Below are 19402 nucleotides of genomic sequence, written 5' to 3' on the forward strand. Positions count from 1 at the left end.
TTCTTGAGCAGGAATTCGGCGTTTGCTCAACCCTGGGATCGGTGGTCGTTCAAGCTTCCTTGCCATGTCGAAGCGGCGGCCCGGGCCTGGGGCAAGGGTGACGAGAGTAGGCCGAGTAACCCCGAGCTGATCGCCGCCACAGATCACGGAGCACCACGGCGCCGAGGCCGATCTCACCGCGACGGCCTATCCATACCATGGATGACCATCATCCAAACAATCACTTTGGCCAGCCATTGCCGAATGCGCTACTCGGCCCGTCGCATAGACCTCCCGAAGGCAAGGATGAGAATTGGCCACTTTCACAATCGTCATCCCATTTTACCAGAAAGAAGCGGGCATTCTTCGCCGGTCGTTACAGAGCGTATTTGAGCAGACTTATAAAGACTTTGAGGTTCTGGTCATCGACGATGAGTCCCCTCTTCCGGCTGATGTCGAGCTGGAAGCGCTTGACGCCGATCAGAGATCGCGGATCACGGTCATAAGGCAGGCCAACGCCGGCCCCGGTGGCGCTCGCAACACCGGGCTTGAGAACGTTTCTCCTTCGACGCGTTTCGTCGCTTTCCTCGATTCAGACGACACGTGGCTTCCACATCATCTGTACAATGCATTTGAGAGCATGTTGTGCTTCGGAGGGGACTGCTACTGGGCTTCAATTCAGGCGAGCGAAGAGTTCTATTACCACCTCGCAATATCCGAACTCGTCGAGGCCGAAGGGGTGATTCGATTGCGGGAGGAGCCGCTTGTCATCGAAGTTCCTGACCTTGCGAGCGCAATGCTGAAGGACTGGAGCTTTCTCCATCTATCGGGAATGATCATCGGCCGCACCATCTTCAAAAAAATCCGTTTCGACGCCACTCTTCGTCGCGCCGCAGAGGACGTGCTTTTCTTCTGCGATACCGTTCTCGCCTCTCGGCGCAGCCTGCTCTGCGGTGATCCGGGTGTCGTGCGTGGCTTGGGCGTTAATATCTTTCACAGCATCGACGGCACATCGCGCCACTTCCTGCAGCAGCAATTCAACACCTGGGCAGCGCTCGACGCGCTCGAAGCTTGTTTTGCTCGAAGGCCAGAGGAAGTTGAGTCGATCGCCAACTCCAAAGGCAGAGCGCGTCGCCAGGCGCTGTGGAGCCAAGCCGGGCTTCTTCGCCGCGGCAAAGTGCCAAACCTCGGCCTACTCGCGCGTTGGGCGTGGCGTGACCCTGAGTTGCTACTGACACTGAGGGAACTCGGGACAGCTAAGTTTGCGGTGGCGAAATGACTCCATATCACTGGGAATCGAGCCACGGCAATTTTGGCGATGACCTCAATCTCTGGCTATGGGACTTTCTGCTGCCTGGATTCCGGGAGGTGCACCAACAAACCATGCTCGTGGGCGTCGGCACCGTCCTCAACTCCATCCTTCTCCCACGCGGTGTGCACAAGCTGGTTGTGGGAAGCGGTTGCGGATACGGCATACCGCCCGATGTCAGCAACAACCGGGAATGGGACCTGCGCTGTGTGCGAGGTCCGAAAACAGCCGAGCGGCTCGGGCTTGCTGTCGAACGGGGTATCGTTGATCCAGCCGTCATGCTTGCCGAGATGCCGGAATTCCAGCAGCTGCCTAAACTATACAAGAAGACCTTCATTCCACACTGGGAATCCGCCGAACTCGGCATGTGGCGAGCCGTCTGCGAGATGGCCGGACTCACCTATCTGGATCCGCGCGGTGACGCAAAGGCGGTCATCCGCCATATCGCGCAATCGGAGCTAATCATCGCGGAATCGATGCACGGCGCGATTATCGCCGATGCCTTTCGAGTTCCCTGGATCGCGGTAGCCACATCGGCCTCCATCAATGACTTCAAATGGAACGACTGGGCGATGAGTGTCGGCGCGACGTACAAGCCCCACCTCATGCCCGTGTCCTCGCGGGGGAAGCCTCGGCGAAAGGGAAGCGCTTTTGGGGTGTCACATTCACTGGCAGCCTTCCGAAACCAGTGATCGTTGGCCCGGCCCCAGGGCCCACGCTGCCGGGAAGGCCCCAGTCCTTGCTTCGGTCGAAGATCAAAACATTCTTGGCGGCACCCTCGGCAGCAGGTCTGTTCAAAGCGAGCCGCCGGGAACCGCAGCTTAGTCCCGATGGCTCGCTTGACGGCTTGAAAGGTCGCTTGGGTGAGGTTCTGAACGGAATCCGCAAAGACTATCTTTAAGCAACGGGACTCTCCAGCAAATGTTGAAAATCAGCGTGGCGTGCTGCTCGCCAGACGAGGTCGCTCGATTGAACAGACCCGCGATGACAGAAACTGGGCGAGCACTGAATCGGGCCGAAAATTCTGGAACTCGGTGGTGGTGAGACTTGGCGAGAATGGTGCGTTGGGCAGTTCCCACGGACCTTAGCCAAAGACGTCACGGTCTTGTGGCGCGAGGAAGCTTTGACCGTATCCACGGCGAGACAGGCGCGGTGCGGAGCAGTTGCGCAGTAGAGGACACCGATAGAATGGGGCTGCAGCCGGGAGTTCTGGATTTGCCAGTTGGGGTCAGCCATGAGCATCGCTGACCGGCTGGTAGCGGGAAGTCTCTGGGTCACTCTCTCAAGAATAATCGTCAACGGGCTCTCAATGCTCGGCACCATTATCCTGGCCAGGTATCTCTTGCCTTCAGACTTTGGCGTAGTGGCACTGGCGACGACAATGTTGGCCGTCGTGACCTCGATCACCGATCTTTCCCTGAGTGAAGCGCTCATCCGTCATGAAGACCCGGGAGAATCCCATTTCAGCGCCGCATGGACATTGGGTGCGACGCGGGGCCTGATCCTGTGCATCTTCTTCGCCGCCTTCGCCTATCCTGCGTCCCTCATGTATAACGAGCCGCGCCTGTTCGGCGTGCTACTCGCTTTGAGCCTCAGTCTTGCTATGAGCGGACTGGTGAACCCGCGAAAAATCATTCTTCAGCGCAAGCTGATTTTCAGACAAGAGTTCGTATTGAATGTGGCCCAGAAGGTGGCCGGATTCGTAGCTGCGATCGGCGTGGTGGTCATCTACCAGAGTTACTGGGCGCTTGTGGTCGGCACTTTGGTGATGCAGGCGACAAATGTCGTGACGTCGTATCTGGTCATGCCATTCCGTCCCCGCGTAACTTTCTCCCATATGCGAGAGTTCTTTTCGTTTTCGGCCTGGATTACTGCCGGACAGATCGTCAATACGCTCAATTGGCGTTTCGACTACCTGCTCATAGGAAAGCTGTTAGACAGGTCTGCGATCGGCTATTATTCGCTGGGTGGGCAGCTCGCCATGATGGCCACCCGTGAAGCCACTGCGCCACTGACTGCAACCATCTATCCGGCTTTCGCCAATGTGCGCCATGATGCTCAGCGTCTGGCGGCAGCCTATTCGCGAACGCAGGCCCTGCTGACGGCGGCTGCCTTGCCTGCCGGCATAGGGATGGCTGTCATAGCAGATCCCCTCGTGAGACTGGTGCTCGGCGAAAAATGGCTTCCCGCTATTTTCATCATCCAGGCGCTCGCGTCAGTTTATGCCCTGCAGACATTGGGTTCTCTCAATCAGCCTCTTGGCATGGCGCTAGGGCAGACCCGCACGCTGTTCGTTCGTGATACCCAGATGCTTCTTGTCCGAATTCCGGTGATTACGATTGGTTTGGTGTGCTGGGGGCTTCCGGGGCTGATATTCGCCCGGGTGCTCACCGGTCTCTTCAGCGCTGTGGTCAACATGGTCGTGGTGGAGCGGCTCATCAATGTCTCGGTCAGGGCTCAATTGTTGGCAAATTTCAGGGCGCTCGCCAGCTCGGCCGTTCTGGCCGCGGGCGTCACGCTCGCCGATCATTACATCGGAGTTGAGACCACGCAGGCCGGGTTGGTTATCCAACTCGCCGTCCTCATCTGCCTCGGCGGCATTCTCTATTGCGGCTTCAGTCTCTTTCTCTGGATCGTTATGGGCCGTCCGGATGGCCCGGAAACCGAAGTGAGAAAGCTCGCTTTCAAGGTGCTGTCCAAAGTCAGCTACGCGTGATCTCCAGCTCGTTTGAATTCAAAAGAGAGGTACGATGCCAGGTGCTCAGGAACTAGAACTCATCGCTGCGCTGCAGGACATGACGCACGATTGCCTAAAGATGTTCGTCAAGCCCGATGAGCCGATAGCGATACTGGATTTTCCCGACATCAAGAACTGTGGGGACTCGGCGATATGGCTGGGAGAGATTGCCTATTTGAGGGATCGTTACGCGAAGCGGCCTTCATATGTTTGCACGACGGATGATTTTTCCCGTGATGAACTCAAGGAAAGCGCCCCGAGTGGTCCCATATTCATTCATGGGGGCGGCAATTTCGGGGACTTGTGGGTGTCTCACCAGGACTTCCGGGAGCATATAATGCAGTTGTTTCCCGACCGGCAGATCGTCCAGTTTCCGCAATCGATCCATTACAGGTCTGCGGAACGGCTTGAGCAAAGCAGACGCGCCATCGGCAGACATAAGAACTTCGTGCTGCTGGTGCGCGACGAGGAATCCCTTCTGTTCGCCCAGGAAAACTTTGATTGCGAGGTGTATCTCTGCCCGGACATGGCTTTTTGCATCGGCAGCGTGCTGCCTGATGCGCCCCGCTTCCCGGTGCTAGCGATGCTTCGCCAGGACAAAGAGCAGGTCGGAGCGGTCGATTTTTCTGCCTATCCCCATATCCCAAAGGAGGACTGGATCACCGAGCACCGCTCGAAGGTGCGCGTTGCAAAGGCGCTCGGTGCGGCATCTGCGTTTCTGCACCTCAGCCCCTCCGAAATGCGGCTGCGTAAACTGAATGCTGCGGCCAACAACCGCTTCCGACGCGGCATCCGGCAGATTTCCCGTGGCAAAGCCATCCTTACGGACCGGCTGCATGTGCATATCTGTTCGATTCTCATCGGACGCCCCCACGCGGTGCTGGACAACAACTACGGAAAAATTCGCCGGTTCATGAATGCTTTTTCCGGCGGTACCGATCTATCCTACAAGGCAACTTCGATCGACGACGGCATCAGATGGGCAAGAGAACAGGCGATTGGCGCAGTCAGCGACTGGAGACTGTCATGACTGCTGTCACGTTCATTGTCCCTGTCAGGCACCAGGATAACGCGCGTGATTGGAGCCTCCTGAAGAGGAACCTCGCCCAAACAGTCACATCCATCGCTAATCAAACCAACCCCGATTGGCGAGGGATAGTCGTTGCCAATGAAGGGGCCGATCTTCCTGTGCTACCCGATAAGTTTTCGGTGGTCTGGGTAAGCTTTCCACCGAACGACACTCATGAGCGAGGCAAGGCGACTGAGAATGATTTTCTGGATTCATTCCGCGCCGACAAAGGTCGCCGTGTCCTTGCCGGCATGCTCAATGCCGGTGGCAGCCGCTTCTTCATGGTCGTTGATGACGACGATTTTGTAAGTGCTCGCATCGTCCAGTATGCTTCGGAGCATCGGAACGAAAACGGCTGGACGATTGACAAGGGCTACCTCTGGGATGATGGCGGCAGTCTTCTGCTCTGTCGCGACCAGTTCAGCCACTATTGCGGCACGTCGCTGATCATTCGTTCGGATCTGTACGGGCTGCCGGCAAAGATGGAAGACGCTTCCATCGAATGGATCAAAGACATGCTTGGCAGCCACGTCCGCATAGCACCAGCTCTGGCCAAGCGCGGAACTCCCTTAAATTGCCTACCGTTCCGGGGCGCTGTATACCGTGTTGCACATAAGGGGTCGCACAGTAAGACTCCGAGCCTGATCCAGATGTATTTTGCAAACAGAAGCGCTCTGAAGCGCCCCATCCGTATGGCGAGGAACCTTGTCGGGTTGCGTATTTTGTCAGCTCAGCACAGAAAAGAGTTCTTCGGACGTACATAATAGGTTGGTGATTGTAAATTCTTAGCCAGGATGTTTACGCAATATGGGCGTGCGGCCGTGCTCTCCGCCCCTTTCTTGATTTTTGACACTCCTGTTGATGGGCTGGCTTGAATTGGCAGCCCGCTACTGAGTCCCCCAGATAATAGAGAGATTGCCTCGCCACAGGTGAGGGAGCAATTCAAGAAGATGTTGGCCACCGCTTCAGAGATGGAGCGGCGCACATGACCGGATCGTCTACTTTCCAGCTATCTGACATCCGCAGGCGGGCTAGGCATTGGCATTCGAAGGCCCAAGGTCTGCTGGGTCGCGCCGGCTGCTCCCGGAAAAATGTCTGCAAGCTGAAGCCATACCTCAGCAGCCAGGCCGAACGGCTCTTTCAGCGTTTGGCTTGGCATTTGCGCTTAGACGTCCAAGCCAATGGGGATCCGTTTTGTATCTACGGTGTGGATGAGCTCCATGCAAAGAATCAATTTGTCGATCTTGCCCGACGCGACATAAGCGACAGCACTGCGGTGCATTGGCCCGGTATCGCTGCTTCAATCGCTCTGAGGCACGAAGCGTTTAAGGCGGGCAACGGCACGCGCCGGCGTCTCAGGCGGCATCGAAGAGTTCAATCGAGCGGCGTCGGCGTTCAAGGACGCCGCGACGTCATCAGACAAGTCGTTGGGAAGGTCGTTTCACGAGAGTGCCGTCCTTTGCCCAAAATGGAGAAGCCGTTGAAGCTTGCAGGTAAAACCGTTGTCGTAACCGGCGTCTGCTCCGGGGTCGGCGCCGAAGTCGCCCGTCTCGCCCGGTGCGAAGGCGCGCGCCTCATTGGCGTCGATCTGGGTGATCCCGTGGTCAGGCTGGACGAGTTCCTCCGCATCGATCAGGGTTTGCCCGAAGAAATTGATGCAGCGCTTACCCAGTTCCCCGAACGCATCGACGGCCTTGTGAATGCCGCGGGCGTCTCAGGTACGCTGGATCGAGACATTGTCGCACGTGTGAATTATCTCGGGATTCGGCATCTGTCACATGCACTTGCCTGTCGAATGCCTGAGGGCTCTTCGATCGTGAATTTCGCCTGCCTCCTGGATCCCGAATGGCCCAAGCGGCTTGATCTGCACAAGGAACTTGCCGTCACTCAGAGCTTTACAGATGGACTCGCTTGGCTAGCCGCCAACCCGGTGCCACAGGACACCTGCTATCGGTATTTCAGGGAGGCCGTGATGGTTTGGTCGGCCACGGCGAGCGTGGACCTCTATTGGCGGCGGGGCGTACGCATGAACACGGTGGCGCCCGAACCTGACTTGACCATTCTGGGCGATTTCTTCACCACCCGCGGCCGAAAACCCGTAGAGGGGGACGTTGGCCGTTTTGTCGGGCCGATCGCTCCAGTCGAAGGTGTTGGACCTGTCGTCTTTCTCCTGTCGGATGAGTCGTGCTTTCTCCATGGTGCCAATGTGACAATCGGTTAGCCTAGCTGGTGCTTAGACCGGAGACTTAGTTGACGCTTTGTATTGGACATGTGGCAGAGAACTGCCCATCAGCGCTGTATATAGCCGCCCAACGCCGAGCGGCCGCTTTGGATGGCGCCACCACATCTTCATCAACAGCCCGAACAGCGCCGTCGCAAGCAGCTGATCCGGGATGCTCTGGCCCAGGTGCCGGCCAATATTGAGACGACACCGTCTATAAACACCACGGCCTTGGGGTGGATGGGCAGCTTCTCGCGCCGCACACAAACGGCACCGCCAGCCCCTCAGCGATCAGAACGTCACCCACATCTTGGCCGTTTGCAAAGAGAGACCCGCAGCTTCGACCATAGTTACAGCGATCTGTGCCCTCAGAGCCCTGGGGGCACGAGCAAGGGATCATTTGCAGTTCGAGCTTTGCGGAAGCGACCAACTCCGTTAGTCGTGCCTTAGCTCGTCGCCCGAGGTCTGCTTCAACCGCGCACCTCGGCTCGATGCTTTCAGGTGCATTGAAGCCGACCAGCCGGGTTCCTTTTGCCCTGCCGCCGAGCCGGATGGTATCTCCGTCCGTTATGGTGAACTGTGTCCTGTCAATCGGGACTCTGTCCCCCACGCCTGACCTCGCGAAGGATGGCATGGCCGGCCAAGTGACCTGCTCGCCGTTTATAACGAACGAGTAGATCAGGGACCCGACGAACAGTGCCAGAGCAATCCCGAACGCTCTGGCGAACCTAGCTGTCAAATACTGGATTTCGCGTGTGACTGGGGCTGACCAGCGGCTCTTCCGCCAGCGGGGCGATGGGGCTTTGTTGGAGCGCGGCGGTGCACAGGCAATTGGCGTTGCGGCGCCTATGATCTCGTAGAGCTTTGCCCACTGCTTCGCGCTCAGCCGCGTGTGCGGGCCGTGCTTTGCCAGGCGGTCGCGCATGTCGAGGAGGAATCGGCGCTGCCATTGGCTATGATGGCCGCGAGCAAGCGCTGCCTCAATTCGGAACTTCAGGTCGTCCTCAGGCACCATTCCGCTGCCCCACTCCCCACTCACATTACTGGGCAGCCGGCTGGCTGTGAATAGGGGGGCCAAAGCTCGGCGAAAGCAATACGCCTGGAGAGCCAATGGGAATATCCGTCGAAAGACTGAGAGCCCAACTTCAAGGCTCCCCTCTCGGTTTTCAGTTCTTCCATGGTTTGACCGCAGGCACAGGTACCTGAACCCTTTGTACCGCAAGCCTTAGCGGAGCGAAGCATCCCCTGCTCCTTGGCAGCCTCCTCGAATGCGTCGTGTGAATTTCCGGGTGACGCTCGATCCTCGGCACGTCGTTAGCCGGAATTTCGACTGCAGGCGCCAGTAGGCGCAACAATTCTTCGCCGTCGAAATTACTTCCCACAGTGGTCCATTTCTCAAGAAGGTAGCCGCTGAGAGGCCCACTGTCGTTCCCTCCGGCCGTGGGCTGCTTTCGTTCCGGCAACGTCTACTGGGAGTTACCGCTTTAGCTAAGCCCAATGTGCGAGAGGCCGGAAGACCAATAGAGCGCCATCAGGCGAAGCCCCCGTTTCTATTCAGCCCTTGATGATCAGCTCGGAACCTTCCCTCCTCTATAGCAGCCAGTCTGAAGCACTTTCCTGCGGTCTGTGGCGTAGCATTATCGGCCAGAGCAGCCGCACACACGCGCACCGCTTGTTTCCATTCCGGGCCACGCTTGGTCCACTGCAGGAGATGCTCAGAGGCGGCCTCGACGTTGTTGACGTTGTAGGTCATGCCGGGGCATTCGCCGCTGACAGGGACCGGAGGGTTGAACCAATGGGTGGCCATCAGATGAACCTCCTTGCGACAGCCGACGCTTGAGGTCCTCGACATTCAGTATGTCCACCAGATCGTCGGCATACTCCATGTCGAGACCTGTGGCCGGCCAACCATCAGGTTCAGCCGGCTGCCCGGTGAACACATCGAATACCGTCCAGGTCCCGTCTGGGTCTCGCTTCAGGTCGTACTTCTGCTGTGCCATGCAGGGCTAATTTAGGAGATCGGAATGTTTGGTGCAAATTTCTGAGCGAGGGATCGTGTGACTGGGGCACAGTGACAAAAAAGCCCCCTACAGATCGGAGAGCAGCATTCCTTCCTCCTTGGCAGCCTCAACGAAAGCCTTTCGGACCTCGTGTGGCGGAACCTTGCCGTCAATGGCGCCTAAGCAGGCATCCGCCGCCAAATACCATTTGGGGCCTCTTTTGGTCCATTGAAGGAGTTGTTCCCGGGCCGCCTGAACGTGGCTGATGTCGTGCCGGACGTCACCCTGACTGGGGGCTTTGACGGTTACCGGGGCATGGAACCATCCGAGGAGCATCAGGGTTCGCAGTCGAAGTCAATGAACACACCCCACTTAGGGGCAACATCAACGATCATCTCGACCAGCTGGGACTCGGTCTCCGAAAGATGCGGGCCGCGTTCCCGCACGGTTGCAATGGTAGCCGTTAGGGACACCATGTCCCCGACTTGAAAGCCCTCTAGGACCTCGCGAACCAGTTCCCTCGCCGTGCGCTGTGCAGCAGACGCTTGCGTATCCATCCCACCCTCCAGAGAGACAGAAGCTAACCGACTATTCTCCCTCGCAATTTCTTGAAAAATCAAGTGTCGGAAACGTACAGAAGAAGGGCGATGTCTGCTCGCCGTCGGCAGGTGCCCTCAGACGAACCGACCTTGGGAAAGCCTGCCTTTCAGGTGTGTGGCATTCAGGAGCATCACCAAGTCCGTCGCGTAAGTGATCTCCAGGCCGACCGCTTTGTGGCCTTCGGGTTCAGCGGGTTTCCCGGTGTGTCTGTCGACCACCGTCCACCCCTTGGGATCTCTCTTCAGCTCGTACCTCGGGTTCATAGGACCATTCGTCGTATCTGCGTTTCAGTTCGTCGAGCAGGAAACGATGCTCCCGGGGAAGATCGTCGTCTACCTGCAATCCCAGCAACCGCCTAAGGTAGCGGCGGAACGTCTCGGTCTTGATCCACTGACGAATAAAGGCGGGCTATCGCTGCTGCCGGGCTTTGTCAGGTTTTTCCACAGTCGCCTGCATGAGTGGCTGAGAGCCGAACTTCCGGGTTTCCTACTGGTTCCCTGTCGGGTTACAAGGAAACTAAGGCAGCTCCTTCTTGGGAAGGACAGCCTGCAGCAGCTGCTTGCCGCGAAGGCCAGCTTTGTAATGGTAGATCAGCGCCTCAGCCGCCGCTTGGCCTTGATCGCTCTGGCGGGCGATCCTACGGTGTGCGCAGATTTGATGGAACACTTCCTGGAGAAGGGACAGCTCCTCAGGTTCAAAGATACCGCTGTCTGCGAGGCGTCTTGTTGGCATGTGACCCCCTGCGCTTAAAGGGATCATGCGTGGTATCAGGCGAATGAAACGCGTCCAAGGCTCCGCTCTATGTGGTCGGAATCTTCGGTAAAATCTCTGAGCGAGGGATCGAATAACAAGCACGTGGCCCGCCCTCCGTGCCTCCTCCTCGTCGTCACGCAATGGCGAGCTGCTTCGCTTCACGTAGGAACCAAACCGTACGCGGATTCCTTTTAGTGGCTCCGATGGAAAGGGAGTAAAGAATACCTTCATGGGGAGGCAGCGGTGGTTGCCAAGCATACAGACATCGCGCGGGCGGTCATTGAGGTCAGCTTCCGGTTGCGGCACCGCTCCTTGCTGGAACCGCCAGCTTTCGCCGCGATATGGACCATACCAGACGGACGATAGAGGCCTCACGTGAGCTCCTGAAACGTCTTCGCCAACGGCAGTGCGATGACGCCGTACAAGGGTGGGAAGATATAGACCCGGATTCTGTTGCGGTCTCCGCGTTCGATGCCGACATTCTCCGCGCTGCGTTTCGAGATTTGGTCTTGGAGATAAGGCTGCCTGAGTCTCACTGGCGCGAATTGGCTAAGGGCCTGGTACGCGAATATACCGGGTGCGACCGGATCGAGGCTGGCTGTGTGGATTGGATCATCGGCAAGTAGGAGCCGTCTAACCCTTTTCGCTGACCCACCACCGCCCGCCAATCAGGCCATCGCGCTACCATGCTTCAGTGAATGGGCTAGCCCGGGTCAGCTCCGGGCAGACGAGTGGTCAGGACGAGCATCCTTAAGCGCATGCCGACAGGCCGAGAACCGGCTGCCATAATACAGGTCCGTTCAAACGTCCCCTCCAGCGGATGCGCATGAGGCTAGCCTGCGAAACCTCGAGAAAACCGGCAACCGCCTCCGTGTTGCCGATCACCTTGGGCTGCCCGATGCGCGCCAACGGCCAGGTTGCGAGACGCAGGATCCGTTCCATGCGGGTATCGGTCACTGTCACAATCCGAGTGAGTTCGTTCGCCAAGCCGAATTCGATCATGCCCGCGAAGAGCTCGTACGTTGCTTGGGCCAGCCCGCCAGCCTTGGGCGTTGATGCAGGAAGATCGAGTGCGAAACGACTGCTTTCCCAAATGCGGGCACTCGCTGGCGCCGTGGTCTCACCCAGCAGCCTCGGGAAGGTGTCGCGCAACATTGTCGGTCCCGTCGTCGGCAAAAAACGGACGCAACCGCAAATGCGCCAGTCGGATCCTTTGAGAAGGAGATAGACGGGGTTGAGGCCGTCGTATGCGTCCGTTTCCATTTCCTCTTGGGTCTGAACATCCCAATCCAGCCTTTCCTTGAAAACCCGATGCCTCAGTCCGTACATTTCGTTGAGCTCGCCTGAAAACTCGTCGTAGAGCTCAGGTGTAATTAGCTGCATCATTTGGCGCCTCCGTGCGGAATGTGTTCCGGTCATCGAAGAGCAAAGCCCACGCTGATGCAGCCTGTAGACATTTACAGGTATCCGAAGAAAGGAATCAGGGTCTCGACTGACAGGAAGCAGCTAGCCGTGCTACGGCTTGGTTGATGGTTCGCACGCCCAGTTTTGCCTTAGCGTTTTCCAAATGGAAGGTTACTGTGCGCTTCGACACGCTGAGAATCTGGCTGATATCCCAAGCCGACTTTCCATCCGCCGCCCATTTCAAGCATTCGAATTTTCGCGGGGTCAGGATTACGCCATCCACCACGCAATCTTCGGCGAGATTGCGCCGGGCATAAATATGAAAGCTGATCGCGACCAGCTGCAATGCTTTTTCGTAACGTGTCAGTGACTGCAAGAGAGGCGGACGGGACTGGTCGGAAGCGAATGTCAGGGCAGCAAAGCGGCCGCGATGGTCGTGCATCGACATGGTCAGCCCGCAACGAATGCCAAATCGAGCTGCTTTTTCTAGAAGTTGTCGCTGTGAGGCCGGGAGATCTTGCCGAGGTCGGTCCACACCCCAAACAAAGGTGTCCCAGCCTTGAAGCCCGCGCAGGATGACCGGATCAAGGCTGTGATAGCGCATTTGCATATAGTGTGACGTCCAGGATGAAGGATAATTTGAAATCAAGCGCGGCTTCTGGCCGGAGGCCGACGGGTAACTGAAATAGGCGAAGAGCGGAAAGTCGAATGCGGCTGCGGCAGACGCCATTGCCTCACACAGATCGACAGCATCGACGCTTTCGGAGAGTTGCTCGAGGAAATCTTCAAATACGCGATGCATCTGCGCTTTGCATAACCTCCGTGCCCGTCGCTCGATTGCCAGGCGGAGACCTTGGTCTAAATGATTGGCGATCGATGCAACGTATGCGGGTTCGTCACTATAACCGCCGGTATCGCTCTGCTACTTTACTTAATGAGGCTGTTGTGCGGCGACTCAGCGCCGCGAGCGTCTAATTTGTTGCACCAATCGGTGACATTCCTATGTTGTCGATAAGCCGTATGTCGCCGAGCCATGCCGCGACAAGCAGGCGTGCCGGTCGGTCAAGGCTCGTCAGCGGTTGCAGATCTGCCTCGCCGCGAAGTTCCAGGTATTCGACTTCGCGATAGCCGGCAGCCAGAATTGCTGCGCGCGCTTCGGCAAGAGTGGGCAGGACAGCAGAACCGCGCGCAAGCCGGTCAGCCACCCCGAGCAAGACCGCTGCTAATGTTGGGGCAATGGCGCGCTGTGCTGGCGAGAGCCGAAGATTGCGCGAGGATAGTGCAAGACCATCGGCTTCGCGGACTGTCGGACAGGCCAGGATAGTGATTGGAATGTCCAGGTCCCGGACCACGCGCCTGACCAGCTGAAGCTGCTGAAAGTCCTTTTCGCCAAAAAAGGCGAAGTCAGCGCCGGTCTGCAGGAAGAGCTTGGCAACGACCGTCGCCACGCCGTCGAAATGGCCCGGCCGGAAGCCGCCGCACAGGCCCTCGCTGATACCGCATACCGAAATGGTCGTGGCGAAACCTGGCGGATACATCTCTTCTGCATCCGGCAGATAGAGCAAATGTGCGCCCAGCGGCGCAAGCTTTGCAGCATCTTCGTTTTCCGTGCGAGGATAGGCATCAAGGTCGGCGGCACTGTTGAATTGCTTGGGGTTGACGAACAGCGTCACGACTACCCGATCGGCCTTCTGAAGCGCGGCACGCACGAGACTCAGATGACCTTCATGCAAGGCGCCCATGGTCGGCACAAGGGCGATACTGGCGCCTGAGCGGCGCCATCGCGCCGCAACCGCGCGAAGTTCGGCAGCGGTTCGAACGATCGGCACGCTCATATGACGTCTCCGGCCTTCGCCTCGTTGGTGTAGAGATGTTCCGCCGCCGGAAAGCACCGTCTCCTGACGTCAGCGGCATAAGCCGCAATCGCTGCATCGGCCTGTTCGCCTAGTTCGGCGTAGCGCTTGACGAATTTCGGCCGGAAGGAGCTGAAAAGCCCGAGCATATCGTCGCTCACCAGAATCTGGCCGTCACAGGCGAGTGAGGCGCCGATGCCGATGGTTGGGACGGCGATCTCCGCAGTGATGCGCTTTGCGAGGGGCTCGGGCACTTTCTCCAGCACCACGGAGAAGGCGCCGGCCTCCGTAACCGCACTGGCATCGCGCCTGATGCGCTCGGCATCGTCTCCCCGCCCCTGGACGCGGTAGCCACCGAAAGTATTGACCGCCTGCGGCGTTAAACCGACATGGGCCATGACAGGGACCCCGCGGGCGCCGAGGAAGCGAATGGTCTCGGCCATCTTCTCACCGCCTTCGAGCTTCACAGCTGCACAACCGGTCTGCGCCATCAGGCACGCAGCGTTGCGGAAGGCCTGCTCGGGGCTCTCTTCATAGGAACCGAATGGCAAGTCTACGACCATCAATGATCGCACCAGACCGCGGCGCACCGCCTGGCCGTGCATGATCATCATATCGAGAGTGACGCCCAGCGTCGACGAGAGGCCGTGCAGTACCATGCCAACGCTGTCGCCAACGAGAACGATGTCGCAGTGTGGATCAACCAATCTGGCTATCGGCGTGGTGTATGCCGTCAGGCAGACGAGTGGAGTCTGGCCTTTCCGCGTTCGAATATCCGGCGGTGTCATCGCCTTTGTCTCACCAGTTGCGCTCAACCGACGCGTCCTTCCCTAGCGTTACCCGCCGCGGGTGTCGCGTTTGGCATATTTTTGTGCGAGTGCGAAGAGCTAAAAAAGACGTCCAGCTGTGCGGTGTTGACCTTTGTGCAGCAACGCTTAAATTCAATCGATTCAATCACTCTGAATTTGGGACCAACTTACTTTCGCGATCATGGACCATCAGGCAAAAGGAACCAGAAAAGTCAGAGCCGCGGTCAAGACCGACGAAGCAAAAGTGGACCTGATCGCCGTTGTTGTCGCCGTAAACGACAGTGAACCCTGTCTTCTCACCATCGGGAACGCGGACACCCTTCCGTCCGGACCATATGCGCTTGAGCATCGATCGCTGCAATCCGGTCTGAGGGGTTGGGTGGAGCAACAGACCGGCCACCCGCTGGGGTACATCGAGCAGCTCTACACCTTCGCCGATCGGGACCGCATAGGGGCCGAGCGCCAGGAACGCGCCATCTCAATCAGCTATCTGGCACTCACTCGGAAGGAACAGGCAACGGGCTCCGCTAATTGTGGGTGGCGGAGTTGGTACGAGTATTTTCCCTGGGAGGATCATCGCTCCGGCACGCCGGTCGTGCTCGATATTTTACGACCACGCCTGATTGAGTGGGCTGAGGGCGCGAGCGACGCCACTACGCGACGCGAACGCCGGCAGCGCGCCGCGATTGCCTTCGGTTTCGACGACCGCAATTGGAACGAGGAACTCACGCTTCAACGCTACGAGTTGCTCTACGAATCTGCCCTGATCGAAGAGGCTGGTGGCGGGCGGGACGTCGCGCCGGCGGTATCTGGCAAGGCAATGATCGCCGACCATCGAAGGATCCTGGCGACCGGCATTGCGCGGCTACGTTCAAAGATCAAGTACCGGCCGGTCGTATTCGAGCTCATGAGGCCGTCCTTCACGCTGCTTCAGCTGCAGCGGACCGTGGAGGCGCTCGCCGGGAGGCTCATCAACAAGCCGAACTTCCGAAGACTTGTTGAGCAGCAAGAGCTGGTCGAGGAAACCGGCGAGACCTCCCTCGAGACGGGCGGGCGGCCGGCGAAGCTCTATCGGTTCCGCCACGCCGTCCTCGACGACAGAGCTGTGGCCGGGACAAAATTGCCGCTCACGCGGGCTTGACATAGTTATAGTCAAGGTAGACATATTCCCCTTATTGTCAGATCGAATATAATCGGAGGCGCTGATGACTGGGGCGTTACCTACGGCTGCGTCCCTGTACGAGCGCGTCCGGCGGGTGATCCCGCCAGTCGAATGGCCGGCATTCTCCAACGACATTGAAGCCATCCTCGCGCTGAAGCGCGATCGCAATGCGGTCATCCTTGCGCACAACTACCAAACGCCGGAGATCTTCCATTGCGTGGCCGACATTGTCGGCGACAGCCTGGCACTGGCCCGCAAAGCGGCTACGGTTGAGGCGCAAATCATCGTGGTTGCCGGCGTGCATTTCATGGCCGAGACGGCCAAGCTGCTCAATCCGAACAAGATCGTCCTCATCCCAGACCTGGGCGCCGGTTGCTCGCTGGCCGATTCGATCACGGCACAAGACGTGCGGCTGATGCGGCAGCGCTATCCGGGGGTCCCGGTTGTCACCTACGTCAACACTTCGGCGGCTGTAAAAGCGGAGTCGGACATTTGCTGCACCTCGGGCAACGCCAGGGCGGTGGTGGAATCGCTCGGCGTGCCGCGTGTGATCATGGTGCCCGATGAATATCTGGCGAAAAACGTGGCGGCGGAAACGGAGGTGGAGATCATTGCCTGGAAGGGCCACTGCGAAGTGCATGAGCGCTTCACGGCGGCCGACATCCGGGAACTGCGCGATGCGCATCCAGGGGTCATCGTGCTCGCCCATCCCGAATGCCCGCCAGAGATTGTCGCAGAGGCGGAATTCTCCGGCTCGACTGCGGCCATGTTGGATTATGTCGAGCGGGAGAAACCGCCGCGCGTCGTCCTGCTAACGGAGTGTTCGATGAGCGACAATGTCGCGGTCGCGCATCCCGAGGTCGAGTTCGTGCGCCCCTGCAATCTCTGTCCGCACATGAAGCGCATCACGCTGGCTAACATTCGCGTCGCACTCGAGGAGAACCGGCATGAGGTTCGGATCGATCCCGGGATTGCAGGGCGCGCGCGCCGCTCGGTCGAGCGCATGCTTTCCATATGAGCCTCGATGTTCATGACATCGGCGGGGCGCCGGTCATCATCGGCGCTGGTGTGGCAGGCCTGATGACGGCGCTTCACCTGGCGCCGGAACCGGTTGTGCTTCTGTCCAATGCGGGGCTGGGAACCGGAGCCTGCAGCGAGCTCGCCCAAGGCGGTCTTGCGGCAAGTCTCGGCGGCGAGGACAGTCCCGAACTTCATCTTTGTGATACCCTCGCGGCCGGCGACGGCCTCTGCGACGAAACGACGGTGCGGCGAACGGTCCGAGCTGCACCCGAAGCGATCAGGACTCTAGAGCGGTTCGGTGTCGCATTCGATCGACGCGCTGACGGCGCGTTGCAGCTCGGGCTTGAGGCGGCGCACTCGCAGCGGCGGATCGTGCATGCGGCGGGCGATGCCACGGGTCGCGAGCTGGTCCGCGCGCTGATCGCCGCGGCGCGGCGCACAGCCTCCATCACTATCCTGGAAAACGTGGAGGCCCGCCGGCTTATCGTGGAAGACGGGGCGATTATCGCCGTGGTCGCGGCCGGGTGCGCGGGCGCAATCGCCTTGCCAACGCGCCGCGCGGTGCTGGCAACCGGCGGCATCGGCGGCTTGTTTAGCGATACGACAAACCCGCCTGGCTCATGTGGACAGGGGCTCGCGCTTGCCGCCTGTGCCGGGGCGGAGTTCGCCGACCTGGAATTCGTTCAGTTCCACCCGACCGCTCTCGAGAGTCCGCGGCGGCCGATGCCGCTGGTGAGCGAAGCGGTGCGCGGCGAGGGTGCTGTGCTCGTCGACGAGCAAGGAGAGCGTTTCCTCGCTGAAACCCCAGGGGGCGAGCTTGCGCCTCGCGACGTGGTTGCGCGCGCGGTTTGGCACCAGCTCGCTGTCGGACGCCGTGTGTTCCTTGACGCAAGGCAATGTCTGGGCCCCAGATTTGACAAGCGCTTTCCGGCGATCGCCGATTTGTGCCGCCAGGCCGGCATCGATCCCGCGACCGACCCGATCCCGGTGCGCCCGGCGGCACATTATCACATGGGCGGTGTTGCTGTAGACGCTGCTGGCCGCAGCTCCATCGAGGGATTGTGGGCATGCGGAGAGGTCGCTTGCACCGGTCTGCACGGCGCGAACCGACTCGCCAGCAACTCGCTTGTCGAAGCGGCGGTCACTGCGCGCTGGGTTGCTGAAAGCGTCGCCGACGCATCACACACCCGGCGACCGCGCGTGTGTTCCGCATTCGTGCCTCAACGGCCAGACGCCTCCGGCATCCGTCCAATCGTCTCCGCCGCGCTCGGCATCATCCGCGATGGCGAGACGCTACGCGACGGGGTGGCGACCCTGTTGCCGATTGCAGCTCACGACAGCGCTGCCTCCGACCCCGCCTTGGTCGCGCTGATGATCGCCATTGCGGCCCTGCGGCGCGAAGAGAGCCGCGGCTCGCACTATCGTTCCGACTTCGCCGGACGCGATGCAGATGCGCGCCAGTCACGGCTGACACTGCGCAGCGCAATACAGACCGCCGTCGCACTCAGCTGGCGGGCACCAATACGGAGCACCCTGACATGAATTCGTTCTCACCCCTCCCCTCAACCCTGATCGAGCCGATCGTGCGCGGTGCTCTTCTCGAAGACCTGGGCAGATGCGGCGATCTGACCAGCGACGCCGTGATCCCGCGTGATCGCACCGCCACGCTGGTGCTCAAGTCGCGACAGACGGGGATCGTTGCCGGGCTCGATCTGGCCGCCTTCGCCTTCATGCTCGTCGAACCTGCGATCGACATGCAAATCTGGCGCGCTGACGGCAGCGATGTCTCCGGGGGCGAGACTATCGCCATGCTGTGCGGACCGGCGCGAGGCCTGCTCACGGCCGAGCGCACGGCGCTCAATTTTCTGTGTCATCTGAGCGGCATTGCCACTGCCACGGCGGCCATGGTCGAAGCCGTGCATGGCCACAGGGCGAGGATCGTGTGCACGCGAAAGACGACGCCCGGCCTGCGCGCGCTGGAGAAATATGCGGTACGCGTCGGCGGCGGCGCCAATCACCGCTTCGGGCTCGACGATGCCGTGCTGATCAAGGACAACCATATCGCGATCGCCGGCGACATTCGCACGGCAATAGAGCGGGCGCGCGCCGCCGCAGGGCACATGGTGAAGATCGAGGTCGAGGTCGAGACCCTTGAGCAGCTCGATACAGCGCTCGCGCTGAGAGTAGACGCAGTGCTGCTCGACAATATGTCGGTTGAGGACCTTGCCCGCGCCGTGGCAATGGTCGGTGGCCGCGCCATCACCGAGGCTTCCGGTCGGGTGACGCCGAAAATGGCTCCGGCTATTGCTGCGACGGGTGTTGACCTCATCTCGGTCGGATGGCTGACACACAGCGCGCCCATTCTCGACATCGGCCTGGACATGCCGACTCGCGGGAACATCAGCACTCATTTGAACTAACGGGAGACACAATGAGGAGCAGCACGCTGGGGCTGCACGCGCAGACAAGAGGCTCGAAAGAGCACG

17 protein-coding genes and 1 pseudogene are annotated in these 19402 nt (G+C 59.4%); 10 read left to right on the plus strand and 8 right to left on the minus strand.

Annotation, left to right across the window (positions count from 1 at the left end; all coding sequences use genetic code 11):
* Positions 1-292 precede the first annotated feature (292 nt).
* From ACVDG8_RS11835 to ACVDG8_RS11860, 6 genes and pseudogenes are all read left to right on the plus strand, one after another.
* Positions 293-1258 carry a glycosyltransferase family 2 protein gene (locus ACVDG8_RS11835; RefSeq protein ID WP_447254875.1) on the plus strand — a complete coding sequence of 322 codons (966 nt, stop codon included), beginning with the start codon at positions 293-295 and terminating at the stop codon, positions 1256-1258.
* Positions 1255-2189, plus strand: a pseudogene (locus ACVDG8_RS11840) (polysaccharide pyruvyl transferase family protein). The gene ACVDG8_RS11835 and the pseudogene ACVDG8_RS11840 overlap by 4 nt, the downstream one beginning before the upstream one ends.
* Positions 2190-2522: 333 nt before the next feature.
* Positions 2523-4004, plus strand: coding sequence for a lipopolysaccharide biosynthesis protein (locus ACVDG8_RS11845; protein ID WP_447254877.1), 1482 nt, complete (start codon positions 2523-2525; stop codon positions 4002-4004).
* Between the two features lie 34 nt (positions 4005-4038).
* Positions 4039-5055 (plus strand): polysaccharide pyruvyl transferase family protein, encoded by a 1017-nt coding sequence (locus ACVDG8_RS11850; RefSeq protein ID WP_447254878.1) that lies wholly within the window; start codon positions 4039-4041, stop codon positions 5053-5055.
* Positions 5052-5858 carry a galactosyl transferase gene (locus ACVDG8_RS11855; protein ID WP_447254879.1) on the plus strand — a complete coding sequence of 269 codons (807 nt, stop codon included), beginning with the start codon at positions 5052-5054 and terminating at the stop codon, positions 5856-5858. Before ACVDG8_RS11850 ends, ACVDG8_RS11855 begins: the two co-directional genes overlap by 4 nt.
* A 221-nt stretch (positions 5859-6079) precedes the next feature.
* Positions 6080-7315 carry a coniferyl-alcohol dehydrogenase gene (locus ACVDG8_RS11860; protein ID WP_447254880.1) on the plus strand — a complete coding sequence of 412 codons (1236 nt, stop codon included), beginning with the start codon at positions 6080-6082 and terminating at the stop codon, positions 7313-7315.
* 1531 nt (positions 7316-8846) lie between these two features.
* Here ACVDG8_RS11860 and ACVDG8_RS11865 read toward each other — a convergent pair.
* The 8 genes from ACVDG8_RS11865 to panB form a co-directional block, all read right to left on the minus strand.
* A complete protein-coding gene (locus ACVDG8_RS11865; RefSeq protein ID WP_447254881.1) occupies positions 8847-9122 on the minus strand; it encodes a DUF982 domain-containing protein in 276 nt (91 codons plus the stop codon).
* Positions 9123-9402: 280 nt separating this feature from the next.
* On the minus strand, positions 9403-9651 hold the full coding sequence (locus tag ACVDG8_RS11870; RefSeq protein WP_447254883.1) for a DUF982 domain-containing protein: 249 nt from the start codon (positions 9649-9651) through the stop codon (positions 9403-9405).
* Positions 9651-9872 carry a hypothetical protein gene (locus tag ACVDG8_RS11875; RefSeq protein ID WP_447254884.1) on the minus strand — a complete coding sequence of 74 codons (222 nt, stop codon included), beginning with the start codon at positions 9870-9872 and terminating at the stop codon, positions 9651-9653. The genes ACVDG8_RS11870 and ACVDG8_RS11875 overlap by 1 nt, the downstream gene beginning before the upstream one ends.
* Before the next feature lie 559 nt (positions 9873-10431).
* Positions 10432-10647 carry an RNA-binding protein gene (locus ACVDG8_RS11880; RefSeq protein WP_447254885.1) on the minus strand — a complete coding sequence of 72 codons (216 nt, stop codon included), beginning with the start codon at positions 10645-10647 and terminating at the stop codon, positions 10432-10434.
* Between the two features lie 771 nt (positions 10648-11418).
* The gene (locus ACVDG8_RS11885; protein ID WP_447254887.1) at positions 11419-12054 is read right to left on the minus strand and encodes an acyl-homoserine-lactone synthase; all 636 of its coding nucleotides are present in this window, start codon (positions 12052-12054) and stop codon (positions 11419-11421) included.
* Positions 12055-12148: 94 nt separating this feature from the next.
* Positions 12149-12874, minus strand: a complete 726-nt coding sequence (locus ACVDG8_RS11890; RefSeq protein WP_447254888.1) for a LuxR family transcriptional regulator — start codon at positions 12872-12874, stop codon at positions 12149-12151.
* A gap of 169 nt (positions 12875-13043) precedes the next feature.
* Positions 13044-13907, minus strand: a complete 864-nt coding sequence (gene panC / locus ACVDG8_RS11895; protein WP_447254889.1) for a pantoate--beta-alanine ligase — start codon at positions 13905-13907, stop codon at positions 13044-13046.
* Positions 13904-14740 carry a 3-methyl-2-oxobutanoate hydroxymethyltransferase gene (gene panB, locus ACVDG8_RS11900; protein WP_447254890.1) on the minus strand — a complete coding sequence of 279 codons (837 nt, stop codon included), beginning with the start codon at positions 14738-14740 and terminating at the stop codon, positions 13904-13906. The genes panC and panB overlap by 4 nt, the downstream gene beginning before the upstream one ends.
* A gap of 175 nt (positions 14741-14915) precedes the next feature.
* Between panB and ACVDG8_RS11905 the strand changes: the two genes are divergently transcribed.
* From ACVDG8_RS11905 to nadC, 4 genes are all read left to right on the plus strand, one after another.
* Positions 14916-15875: an NUDIX hydrolase gene (locus ACVDG8_RS11905; RefSeq protein WP_455707704.1), complete on the plus strand. Its 960-nt coding sequence runs from the start codon at positions 14916-14918 to the stop codon at positions 15873-15875.
* A gap of 64 nt (positions 15876-15939) precedes the next feature.
* The gene (gene nadA / locus ACVDG8_RS11910; protein WP_455707705.1) at positions 15940-16914 is read left to right on the plus strand and encodes a quinolinate synthase NadA; all 975 of its coding nucleotides are present in this window, start codon (positions 15940-15942) and stop codon (positions 16912-16914) included.
* On the plus strand, positions 16911-18458 hold the full coding sequence (locus ACVDG8_RS11915) for an L-aspartate oxidase (protein WP_447254893.1): 1548 nt from the start codon (positions 16911-16913) through the stop codon (positions 18456-18458). Before nadA ends, ACVDG8_RS11915 begins: the two co-directional genes overlap by 4 nt.
* Entirely contained in the window at positions 18455-19336 is an 882-nt protein-coding gene (gene nadC / locus ACVDG8_RS11920) for a carboxylating nicotinate-nucleotide diphosphorylase (RefSeq protein ID WP_447254894.1), read from the plus strand. Before ACVDG8_RS11915 ends, nadC begins: the two co-directional genes overlap by 4 nt.
* The last annotated feature ends 66 nt before the right edge of the window (positions 19337-19402 follow it).

This window comes from Mesorhizobium sp. ORM8.1, from assembly GCF_053005525.2.